The organism is Faecalispora sporosphaeroides DSM 1294 (genome assembly GCA_000383295.1).
GTDB lineage: Bacteria > Bacillota > Clostridia > Oscillospirales > Acutalibacteraceae > Faecalispora > Faecalispora sporosphaeroides.
In genome coordinates, this window is record KB911071.1 from 141,330 (window position 1) to 152,800 (window position 11,471).

Here is an 11,471-nt window from a genome sequence, read left to right on the forward strand (position 1 = left end):
ACACGCAGGCCGTGCCTGTGTGTGAAACAGAACCAGAGCGGAAGCCTCTCCCGGTTTCCAAAGGCAGCGCCTTTGGTCGTTGAGAGGAGGTTCCAAGGGGGAGAGAATCGAAACTCTCCCCTTTGGCGAATCTTTGTTTACTTTCTTTTCGTAAAGAAAGTAAATGCCCGCCCCGGCACGAGGGGCATGCCCGCGCAAGCGGAATCCCACGCGGGGGTACCCGCAGGCAAACTGCGCTTTCACGCACATTACAAAGAACCCCACAGAAAAAGAAGCCTCGTCTGCCCACCTTACTAAAGAACAAGCAACTCCCCTCCTCGGCATAAGGGCTTCCCTACGCCAGCAGACAGACTGCGTTTGCATGCACATCATGAAAACAAAAAATTATCATTGACTTTTGTTCCCCATTAGTCTATATTATATTTGGGGCACATAAGTAAGGAGGTGTTTTCGCTGCCACCAAAGAAAAAGATGGGACGGCCGACCGACAACCCGAAACGCCATGAAATCAAAGCCCGCATCGATGACGAGACCTATAGAATCCTCAACGATTATTGTGAAGAAAAAGGCACGTCAAAGGCGGAAGGAATTCGTGACGGTATCAGGAGATTGGAGCCCGACATCACAAAAAAATGAAAGGGACGGTGTCACCACAGCAAGCAGCACACCGTCCCCCAAAAACCAACAGATGCCCGAAAGCACATGCGGCGTAAATATTATAGCATGCGCTGTCAGTCCTTTCAAGGCATCGTTGGAAACAAAGAAAGGATGATTTTTATGACCAGCATTTTAGAAGAATTCGCCTACGGCAACCTATCGCCAGAAGTATGCGCTTTCCGGCACAATTCCGAATACGGAGAAGTTCTGCGGGTACTATCTCAAAATGAAGAGCGCCTTCTTGCAAGACTGAACGAAGAGGAGAAAAACATATTTGAAAACTACGTGGGGGCCCAAGGGGAGTTAAACAGGCTCACAGCAGTCGGCAACCTGATTTACGGCTACCGGCTGGGGCTTACCATGACAGCCGAAGCCTTTGTCGGCATAGACGGTTTGGTTTTTGGCGAATCAAACGGCTAAAAATCAAATCATTTCCAGCAAAGAACAGAAAAAACCGGCGGTCAAAGAATTCTCCTTGACCGCCGATTCTCATTGAAAAATCAGATTCAGCAAAAGCAGCAGCGTGACCCCCGGTACCCCGCCCGCGGCAGAAACGCCGAGGCTGAGCAGACTGACCGGAATACTGACCCCGGTAAAGAACCCGGTCAGGTTGACCGCGGCCAGCGCGCCGATCCCGATAACTACACCGCCCGCCGCACGCTGCATCGGGCGTCTCGATCCCAGCAGCGCGTGCAGCGCCGCGAGGAGCAGAAAGATCCCTGCCGCAACCAGAATTGTCGTCATGCTTGGCACCGGACCGCCTCCTTTTTCTTTGCATTCCCGCCTCACGCTGGGCCAGCACCCCGCGCGGGCAGCAAAACCGGGCGGCGGATCGCCGCCGGATTACACCAGGCTTGAAAAAGGAGAAGCCGAAATTCCCTGCCGCTTTGCTTCCTGCAAGAGATGGCGGTACCGCGCCATCAGCTCGATTCGCTGGTGAACGCAGGCATCGATCAGATCCTCGTTGCACTCCATCTGAAACCATCTTTCGTTGCAGGCCATCAGCCTTGAAACTTCCCTCAACTCTTGCAAAATTCCAGAATCCTGCTTTACCTCCTCCGCAGGCTTTACCGTCTGCTGGATCATCTTGAGTACAGTTTCCATATTAGCTCCGCCTTTCGGTTTATCATATGCTAATATGTTGGACTTTTATACCCAATTTATACCGTTTCTTTGGAATTTATTTCTTGCCCCGCGGGCATAAAATCGATGCGCCCGGTCGGGATGTCTGCCGCGGCCACGAGGATTCTCATTGGAGTACCGATGGTGATGCGGCTGCCGGTGCGCTCATCCACCTGCGTCACCACGCCGTCAAATCGGTAGTCGGCGTTCGGGAACGCGCCGATCGGCACAAAGCCCTCCACGCTGTTCCGGAGCTGTACGAAAACGCCGCGCTGTGTCACGCCGCTGACAACGCCGTCGAATTCCTCGCCGACATGCGCTTTCATAAATTCTGCCTTGTAGCAATCCTCCGCGCTGCGCTCGGCCGTCATGGCGCGCACCTCGCACTTGGAGGACTCCGACGCGGCCGCCGCCGCGAACGATGCAAAGCGCAGCGCCAGCTCGATCCGCCCCAGGCTCTGCGCCTGCGACAGAATGCGGTGGATCGCAAGGTCGGGATACCGCCGGATCGGCGAAGTGAAATGGCAGTAATCCGCAAGGGCCAGGCCGAAATGGCCGACCGGCTCTGTGGAATACTTCGCCTTTTCCATTGTGCGCAGCACCTGATGCGAGATCACCTGCTCGGCGGGCGTTCCCTTTACCTGACCCAGCAGCTCTGAAAAATCGGCGGGAGACGGCTTTTCGGAGCGGAGCCGCTGAGTCGAAAAGCCCAGAGCGGCCGCCAGACTGACGAGCGCCTTGATGCGTTCGGGGTCCGGATTTTCGTGAATGCGGTACACAAAGGGCAGCTGTTCCTCTTTGGCGAGCCTGGCCGCCGCCTGATTCGCGGTGATCATCAGCTGCTCGATCATCTTTTCGGCTTCTCCCTGCACACGGGGGCGCACATCGACGCACACGCCGTTTTCATCGAGCGTAAACATGGATTCGCCGCTTTCAAAATCCATGGCCCCCTTGTCGCGGGAGCGCTGCTCGAGAATCTTTGCCAGCTCGCGGCCGGCTTTCAGGGATTCGAGCACGGGGGCGTACTTCTGCAGCAAGGCTTCGTCCGCCTCGCCGCTAAAAATGCGGTTAACCTCGGAATACACACCGCGCACTCGGGAATGGATCACCGTTTTTTCAAAACGGTAGCTGAGGATTTCCCCCTTTTCGTCCAGACGAATCAAAGCGGAAAAGGTGAGCTTATCCTCCCCCGCGTTGAGCGAACAGGCTCCATTCGAGAGCTCCTTCGGCAGCATGGGGATGACCCTATCCGCAAAATAGACCGACGTGCCCCGCAGAAACGCCTCTTCATCCACGGCGCTGTCCTCACGCACATAGTGCGATACATCCGCAATATGCACACCCAGATCAAAGCCGCGCTCCGTGCGCCGCACGCTGATCGCGTCGTCCAAATCCTTCGCGTCCGCGCCGTCGATTGTGCAGATCACTTCCCCGCGCAAATCAAGCCGCGCGCCGAGCTCCTCCTGCGTGATCGGTTCCTTTGCGGCGCGGGCCGCCTCTGCCAGCACCTCTTCGGAAAAAACCGTGGGAATGCCGTTCTGGTCGACAATCGCGTCAGAGCAGATTTTTGCGCTTTCGGCGGTGCCGTAAATCTTTACTACGCGGGCCGAAAGCTTTTCGCGGCGCGGCACCCGCACCAGCTCCGCCTGCACCTTGTCGCCCGGGCGCGCGCCCATCAGGTCGCTTTTGAGAATTGGCAGATTGTAGCGGATGGCAATATCCGGCACAATTTCAAAGCCGTTGTACGACTTGCGCACGGTACCGGTGGTCACCCACTGCCGGCGCTTCGTGATCGAGGCCACCTCCGCCTTTTTCCCGCGGGGGGTTTCCACAATATTTTTCAGCAGAACCGTGTCGCCCACAATCGCACCCTTCAGGCGGTCGCTCGAAACATACAGGTCGTCACCGCCGTTTTCGGGGCGCACAAACGCAAACCCTTCCGACAGCGAATAGACCGTCGCGGTCACACGGGTTTGGCCGGCCTTGCCGAACACCTGGTGGCGCTTATTCACATATACGTCGCCGCGCACCTGCATCTGGTGCAGCGTATCATAAAAGACCGATTTGTCTTTGATTCCTGTTCTTTTGAGCAATTCTTTTGAAGAAATCGCATGGCGCAGCTTAGAAAGCGCCTTTAAGATGATCTCTGTCGGTGTTTTCTCTTTCTTTATAATACAAATCACCCTTTCCTTTTGAAAAAAAGCTCCGCTTTTCAGCGGAGCTTTTCGGCTGCATTCTTATTTCCCGGTGAAAAACATAACGGCGTTAATGGCAATCACCATTACGAAAAAGCCCACCGCTATCACTTTTGTCCAGCGCGACAGAAACGCGTCGATGGAACGTGCTTTATTCTTGGACAAAAATGTATCTGCGCCGCCGGTAATTGCGCCTAAATTCTGCTGCTGGCCTTCCTGAAGAAGGATAATCACCACAATCGCAATGGAGAACAGCAGCAAAACCACTCCAAAGAAAATCTCAAGTCCACTCATAATGTACCTCCGAACGTACCATAAACACTTGTGATTATGATACCACAAAGCCTGTGTTTTAGCAATCTTTTTTCAAAAATTTATTGGACTGCCCTCTTCCAAAAAAATCCGCACATATCCGGCGGCAAAACCGGACATAGTAAGATCAGCAATTGAAAGTTTCGCGTGCGTTTGCATTTTCAATTGCCGGAACCGCCGCCGGATTGCTATTGGCTTTCCGTGCGGCGGTTTGTTTTTGATCCAACGCATAGGGCCGCCTTTTTCAGGTGATGGACCGTGCACGGCAAAACGGAAAGAGGGGTTCCTCCCCCTTCGGTTTGGATTCAAACAATAAAAACACATCGTATTCTTTGCCTGATATTGGCAGTGTGCAAAACCGATGCCGCAGGCTCAACGGATTCAGGTGAGCGACAGCTGACCGCGCATGGCATCGGCCTGGCTGGGCAGCGCACCGGGCGACGGCACGTTCTTGCGGTAACGGTCCGGCGTTTCGAGCATTCCGTCCTCATACGGCTCGGCGCTTTTCAGGTGGTGCTTTGCCGCGGTGAACGTCATAACGAAAACGCCCTGCGTGGCGCGGGTGGCCTTATCGGGAATCGCACCTGTGTTGACCAGAAGCAGGCGCCCGTTGGTTCCCGTCAGCAAAAGGTCACGATCCTCTTTGAGGTACAGCACCGCCACGAGCGGGGATTTATCGCTGTACGCTCCAACCAGCTTGCGCCGGTTCGTTTTGGTGGCATAGGCCGAAAGCTCCACCTTGGCCGCCTTTCCGTTTTCAAACAGGAACAGCATGTAGCCCTGGTAATCTGTAGTGGGCACCATGTAAACGGCGTTTTCTCCCTCGTCCATGCCCGCCTTGGCGGGAATATACTCGCCCAGCACGCTGGCCTTGCCATCGCTTAAGTCAGATGCCCGCATCTTATACACCTGGCAGCGGTCGGTAAAGAAGAGCAGGTCGCAGGCGTTTGTGGCCTCCTCCGTCTGGGTGACGACGTCACCTTCCTTCAGCTTCTGCTCGCCGCTCATGCGCAGCGACTGCGGGGTGATCTTCTTGAAATACCCCTCGCGGGTAAAGAAGAGATGTACCGGGTAATCGTCGATCTCCTGCTCCGGTTCAGCCACCTCAAGATCAGACGCATATAAAAGCTGCGTGCGGCGCGGCTGACCGTACTTTTTTTCCACCTCTTTGAGCTCGGCGATAATCACCGACTGAATCTTCGCGCGGCTTTCCATCAGCTCCTGCAGCCGGGCAATCTCCTGCTCCAGCTCGCTGATTTCCTGCGTGCGCTTTAAAATATATTCTCGGTTTAAGTGTCGCAGCTTGATTTCTGCTACATATTCCGCCTGAATCTCGTCAATACCGAAGCCGATCATCAGGTTCGGCACAACCTCGGCTTCCTCCTCGGTTTCGCGCACGATTTTAATGGCTTTATCAATATCGAGAAGAATTGCCTGCAGGCCGCGCAGCAGATGCAGCTTTTCTTTCTTTTTGCGCAAGTCGAAATGCGTGCGGCGGCGCACACACTCCACGCGGAACGCCACCCACTCGAGCAGCAGGTCGCGCACGCCCAGCACCCGAGGCACCCCCGCGATCAGCACGTTGAAGTTACAGGAGAAGCTGTCTTCCAGCGGCGTCATTTTGAACAGGCGCTGCATCAGCCGCTCGGGGTCTGCGCCGCGCTTTAAATCGATGGTGATCTTCAGGCCGCCCAGACCGGTTTCGTCGCGGATGTCCGAAATCTCCTTGAGCTTGCCCTGACGCACCAGGTCAACCACTTTTTCCACAATCGCTTCGATCGTGGTGGTGGGCGGAATCTGCGTGATGTCGATGCAGTTGGCGGCTTTGTCATAGGAATAGCGGCAGCGAATCTTCACGCCGCCGCGGCCGGTGCGGTAGATTTCCTCCATTGCGGCGCGGTCGTACACCACCTGTCCGCCGCCGGGGAAATCCGGCGCCTGCAACGTGGAGGCCACGTCGAACTCCGGGTCGCGGATGAGGCCGATCGTCGTCTGGCAGACCTCCGCCAGATTGAACGGGCATATGTTGCTCGCCATACCGACCGCGATGCCCGTGTTGGCGTTGACGAGAATCGACGGGAACGCCGCCGGCAGCAGAGTCGGCTCTTTCATGCTGTTGTCGTAGTTGTCGACAAAATCGACCGTATCCCGGTCGATATCGCGAAAAAGCTCCTGACAGATATCGTCGAGCTTGGCCTCGGTATAACGGGAGGCCGCCCACGCCATGTCGCGCGAATAAAATTTGCCGAAGTTTCCCTTGGAATCGACATAAGGGTGCAAAAGCGCCTCGTACCCGCGGCTCAGGCGCACCATGGTTTCGTAAATGGCGGCGTCGCCGTGGGGATTCAGCTTCATCGTCTGCCCCACAATATTGGCGCTTTTTGTCTTGGCACCGGTGAGCAGACCCATTTTATACATAGTGTATAATATTTTACGGTGCGACGGCTTAAAGCCGTCGATCTCCGGAATCGCGCGCGACATGATGACGCTCATGGCGTAGGGCATGTAGTTCTGCTCCAGCGTCGCGGTGATGGGCTGCGTTACAACCAGCCCCGCGCCTTCAATCACGCCCTTTCCCTTGGGGGGCGCGGTGTGCGGTTCTTTTTTTCTGTGTGCCAATCGTGTTCCCCCCTCAGCTGACGTCGGCGGCGGCGATATATTCGTGGCCGCTGCGGGCGATGAAATCCTTGCGCCCGGAAAGGTTGTCGCCTAACAGAAGATCAAACACGTCCGCCGTTTTGGCCGCGTCCTCCGGCAGCACCTGAATCAGCCGCCGGGTGGCCGGGTTCATGGTGGTCAGGTTCATCATATCGGGTTCGTTTTCGCCAAGGCCCTTCGAGCGCTGAATGGTATACCTGGTTCCCTCCAGGCGCTGCAGAATTTTTGCCTTTTCCTGCTCGGTATAGGCGAAATACGTCTGATCCTTCGTCGTGATTTCAAACAGCGGCGATTCCGCGATGAACACCTTGCCCTGCTCGATCAGCGTGGGCGTCAGGCGGTACAGCATCGTGAGCAGCAGCGTGCGGATCTGGAAGCCGTCCACGTCGGCATCGGTACAAAGGATGACCTTGTTCCAGCGCAGCAGGGACAGATCGAACGAAGACAAATCCTTATTCGCCTTCGATTTCACCTCCACGCCGCAGCCGAGCACCTTGATCAGGTCGGTGATGATGTCGCTCTTGAAAATGCGGTCATAGTCCGCTTTCAGGCAGTTCAAAATTTTGCCGCGGATGGGCATGATCGCCTGAAAATCCGGGTCGCGGGCCTGCTTGCACGCGCCCAAAGCCGAGTCGCCCTCCACGATGAAGATTTCGCGCTCCTCGGCCTTGCGGCTGCGGCAGTCCACAAATTTCGCAACGCGGTTCGTCACGTCCATATTGGTTGTGAGCTTCTTTTTCAGGTTCAGGCGCGTTTTTTCCGCGTCCTCCCGGCTGCGCTTGTTGATGAGCACCTGCGCGCCGACACGCTCGGCCTCCACGGGGTTTTCGAGGAAGAACACCTCCAGATGGTGCCGCAAAAGCTCGGTCATGGCCTCCTGAATTCCCTTGTTCGTAATCGCCTTTTTCGTCTGGTTTTCGTAGGACGTGCGGTTCGAGAACGACGAAATAACAAGAATCAGGCAGTCCTCCACGTCGGCGTAGGTGATCTTGCTCTCATTCTTGTTGTATTTCCCCGTCTGCTTTAAATATGCGTCAATCTGCGAAACAAACGCGCTGCGCACGGCCTTGTCCGGCGCGCCGCCGTGCTCGAGCCAGCTGGAGTTATGGTAATATTCGGTCACATGGACGCGGTTCGAGAACGCGAGCGCCACATTGATTTTCGTTTTGTATTCGGGCTTGTCCGCGCGGTCGCGCACGCGGCGCTCCGCCTGCCAGCTCTGCACCGAGGTGAGAGCGTCCTCCCCCGCAAGCTCGCGAACGTGATCGAGGATTCCCTCCTGATAGCAGAACTCCGTCGTTTCAAAGCCTGTTTCCGTTTCAAAGCGAAGCAGAAAACGGATGCCCTCATTGACGATCGCCTGCCGGCGGATCATATCGAGATAATATTCCTGCGGCACGGCAATGTCCGTAAACACCTGCAGATCGGGCCGCCAGCGGATTTTAGTGCCCGTGTCCTTCCTGGCATACGGCTCCTGCCGCAGGCCGCCCACGTTTTCCCCGTGCTCAAAATGCAGCGTATAGCGTATGCCGTCGCGGCGGATGTCGACATCCATATATTCTGAGGCGTACTGGGTCGAGCAAAGGCCAAGGCCGTTCAGTCCCAGCGAATACTCGTAGCTTTCATCGGAATCGTTGTTGTATTTGCCGCCCGCGTACAGCTCGCAGAACACCAGCTCCCAGTTGAAGCGTTCTTCCTTCGGGTTGTAGTCCACGGGAATGCCGCGCCCGTGGTCCTCCACCTCTATCGAATGGTCGCGAAAGCAGGTGATCGTGATTTCCCGCCCAAAGCCTTCTCTGGCCTCGTCGATGGAGTTGGACAATATTTCAAAAATGGAATGCTCGCAGCCCTCGATGCCGTCCGAGCCGAAAATAACCGCCGGGCGCCGGCGCACACGGTCTGCGCCCTTGAGCGACGAGATACTGTCGTTTCCATATGCCGTCTTTTTTGCCATAGCTTCCCTCCTGCCGACCGCCCCATCGCCGGGGCTTTTGGCATTTTGAATTCTGCCCGGGCCATTCCCGGGTGTTACCGTTCCTGTTCTATTTGGTATTTCAATCCACGCCTCCCGTGCAGGGAGCAGTCTCCGGATCGATCGGCTCATTCTGAATTTCCGAGTTATTTCAATCCACGCTTCCCGTGCAGAGAGCGACATTGCCCGAGGGCTCAAGCCAAGCCTTCCAACAGTGATTTCAATCCACACCACCTGTTTCTGGGAATGACCCTGCCCGGGACCAAGACGATAACGCTGATTTCAGCGCACGCTTCACACAGGAAACAAATTGCTTCCCGCTTTTGATGATAAGCAAACACGCCGCTGCTTTCTGTCGAAACAGGGCGTACCTGCCAAGAAACCGCGCCGAAAACAGATTGCCGCGGAGCATCGCGCCATAGCGGCAGCCACCGCGGCACAAGCGCAGCCCTAAGCCCTGCGGCACGCCCCTGCCGACATGCAGCAACACAGCAGAAGAAAACCGCGCGCCATTTTTCGATGGCCCGCCGAGACAAGGAAAGGGGGAAATGCAACATTTCCCCTTTTCCAAACGCATCATTCAGCTGTTTCGTCCGCCGACGGAAGCTCCACCTGCGGGAGATCCGCGCTCAGCTTCGGCAGAGGCGGTATCTGCCCGGCAGCGGCCGGCAAACCGGCGCCGCTCATCAATTTCTGGAAGTCCTCGCCGCTCATCTTTTCGTTCTGATACAGATACTTGGCAACCTCGTGCAGCTTATCCATATGATCGGAAAGAATCTTGGCCGCGCCGTCGTACGCGTTTGTCAGGATCTCTTTGATCTCTTTATCAATCGCGGCCGCCGTGCTTTCGGAGTAGTTGCGCACATGGCCCATATCGCGGCCCAGGAACGGCTCGCTGTTGTCGGAGCCATAGGTGACGGTGCCGAGCGTTTGACTCATGCCGTACTTGGTCACCATGGCGCGGGCTGTTTTGGTAGCGCGCTCAATATCGTTGGAGGCACCGGTGGAAATGTCGTCCAGCACCAGGGCCTCCGCCACACGGCCGCCCATAAGCACGATCAAATCCTCGAGCATTTCCTTCTTGCCTTTATACGAGCGGTCCTCCGAGGGCAGCTGCATGGTATAGCCGCCCGCCATGCCGCGGGGGATGATCGAAATCTGGTGCACCGGGTCCTGCGTGGAGCAAAAATAGGTGACGACCGCGTGGCCGCCCTCATGGTAGGCGGTGAGGGTCTTTTCCTTCTCCGTCATCACACGGCTCTTTTTCTCGGTGCCGACCACCACCTTGATCGTGGCCTCCTCGATCTCTTCCATCGTGATGGCCCGCAGGTTCTTGCGCGCCGAGAGCAGCGCCGCTTCGTTGAGCAGGTTTTCGAGATCCGCTCCGGTAAAGCCGGCGGTGGACTTCGCGATGGTCTTCAGGCTCACGTCCGGCGCAATCGGCTTGCCGCGGGCGTGTACCTTCAGAATTTCTTCACGGCCCTTAATGTCCGGGTAGCCCACCATGACCTGACGGTCAAAGCGGCCGGGGCGCATCAGCGCCGGGTCGAGGATATCGGGGCGGTTCGTCGCGGCGATCATGATGACGCCCTCGTTCGCACCGAAGCCGTCCATCTCAACCAGCAGCTGGTTCAGGGTCTGCTCGCGCTCGTCGTGGCCGCCGCCAAGACCGGCGCCGCGCTGGCGGCCCACCGCATCGATTTCATCGATGAAGATGATGCAGGGGGAATTTTTCTTCGCCTGGTCGAACAGGTCGCGCACGCGCGACGCGCCGACACCGACGAACATTTCCACAAAATCGGAACCGGAGATGGAGAAGAACGGAACCCCCGCCTCACCCGCAACCGCGCGGGCCAAAAGCGTTTTACCGGTGCCAGGAGGGCCGACGAGCAGCACGCCCTTGGGAATGCGCGCGCCCAGCTCGTTATACTTTTTCGGATTTTTGAGGAACTCGACAATCTCGCGCAGCTCTTCCTTTTCCTCATCGGCTCCCGCCACGTCGGCAAAGGTGGTTTTGCGCTTTTCATCGGCCATCTGCTTAACCTTCGCCTTGCCGAAGTTCATCTGCTTGCCCGCGTCACCCATGCTGGTATTCAGGCGCTTCATCATGAACCACCAGAAAACGAGCATGCCCGCCAGGAGCAGAATCGTCGGAATCAGACTCGCAAGCCAGGAGGTCTCTGCCGGACGCTTGAGATCGTACTCCATGTTCTTGTCCGGGTGATCCTCGTTGTACTGTTCAATATAGGGGTGGATCTCGTCGTACATAATCACCACGTTCGGCGCGGTATACGTTACTTTCGTACCGTCTTTGAGGGAAATCTGCATTTCACCGCTGCCAAGATCCATGGTATAATCGATGACCTGCTGTGATTTAAAGTAGCCGACTATTTCGGAATATTTATGGGCCTTCTGCGGCTTTACGTTGCCATAGATGCCGGCCATGATAATAATGATCAGGATCGGGGCGCCTAAATAAATGAGCAGATTCCGCAGATTTTTTTTATTATCCAAAATGAGTTCACTCCTCTCCTTTAATTGTGATATCCGGAAAG

General features: G+C 56.3%; 10 protein-coding genes. 2 read left to right on the forward strand and 8 right to left on the reverse strand.

Annotated elements, in window-relative coordinates:
• Nucleotides 1–471 precede the first annotated feature (471 nt).
• Together G340_RS18240 and G340_RS0111540 are read left to right on the forward strand one after the other, a co-directional pair.
• Entirely contained in the window at nucleotides 472–636 is a 165-nt protein-coding gene (locus G340_RS18240; RefSeq protein WP_009065703.1) for a ribbon-helix-helix domain-containing protein, read from the forward strand.
• A gap of 141 nt (nucleotides 637–777) precedes the next feature.
• Entirely contained in the window at nucleotides 778–1,077 is a 300-nt protein-coding gene (locus G340_RS0111540) for a DUF6809 family protein (protein ID WP_033402275.1), read from the forward strand.
• A 69-nt stretch (nucleotides 1,078–1,146) separates the two neighbouring features.
• On the opposite strand, the gene G340_RS0111545 is transcribed toward G340_RS0111540, so the two are convergent.
• The 8 genes from G340_RS0111545 to ftsH all read right to left on the reverse strand — a co-directional run bounded on the left by G340_RS0111545 (nucleotide 1,147) and on the right by ftsH (nucleotide 11,430).
• Nucleotides 1,147–1,401, reverse strand: coding sequence for a pro-sigmaK processing inhibitor BofA family protein (locus tag G340_RS0111545; protein ID WP_020073814.1), 255 nt, complete (start codon nucleotides 1,399–1,401; stop codon nucleotides 1,147–1,149).
• 99 nt (nucleotides 1,402–1,500) lie between these two features.
• Complete coding sequence (locus G340_RS0111550) at nucleotides 1,501–1,761, reverse strand: hypothetical protein (protein ID WP_020073815.1); 261 nt, start codon at nucleotides 1,759–1,761, stop codon at nucleotides 1,501–1,503.
• 56 nt (nucleotides 1,762–1,817) lie between these two features.
• The gene (gene rnr / locus G340_RS0111555) at nucleotides 1,818–3,962 is read right to left on the reverse strand and encodes a ribonuclease R (RefSeq protein ID WP_020073816.1); all 2,145 of its coding nucleotides are present in this window, start codon (nucleotides 3,960–3,962) and stop codon (nucleotides 1,818–1,820) included.
• A gap of 54 nt (nucleotides 3,963–4,016) precedes the next feature.
• Nucleotides 4,017–4,268: a preprotein translocase subunit SecG gene (gene secG / locus G340_RS0111560; protein WP_009065576.1), complete on the reverse strand. Its 252-nt coding sequence runs from the start codon at nucleotides 4,266–4,268 to the stop codon at nucleotides 4,017–4,019.
• Between the two features lie 72 nt (nucleotides 4,269–4,340).
• Nucleotides 4,341–4,517 carry a hypothetical protein gene (locus G340_RS17975; protein ID WP_154653190.1) on the reverse strand — a complete coding sequence of 59 codons (177 nt, stop codon included), beginning with the start codon at nucleotides 4,515–4,517 and terminating at the stop codon, nucleotides 4,341–4,343.
• 150 nt (nucleotides 4,518–4,667) lie between these two features.
• Nucleotides 4,668–6,905 carry a DNA gyrase subunit A gene (locus G340_RS0111565; RefSeq protein WP_020073817.1) on the reverse strand — a complete coding sequence of 746 codons (2,238 nt, stop codon included), beginning with the start codon at nucleotides 6,903–6,905 and terminating at the stop codon, nucleotides 4,668–4,670.
• Nucleotides 6,906–6,918: 13 nt separating this feature from the next.
• The gene (locus tag G340_RS0111570; protein WP_020073818.1) at nucleotides 6,919–8,898 is read right to left on the reverse strand and encodes a DNA gyrase/topoisomerase IV subunit B; all 1,980 of its coding nucleotides are present in this window, start codon (nucleotides 8,896–8,898) and stop codon (nucleotides 6,919–6,921) included.
• A 594-nt stretch (nucleotides 8,899–9,492) separates the two neighbouring features.
• Nucleotides 9,493–11,430, reverse strand: a complete 1,938-nt coding sequence (gene ftsH / locus G340_RS0111580; protein WP_020073820.1) for an ATP-dependent zinc metalloprotease FtsH — start codon at nucleotides 11,428–11,430, stop codon at nucleotides 9,493–9,495.
• Nucleotides 11,431–11,471 lie beyond the last annotated feature (41 nt).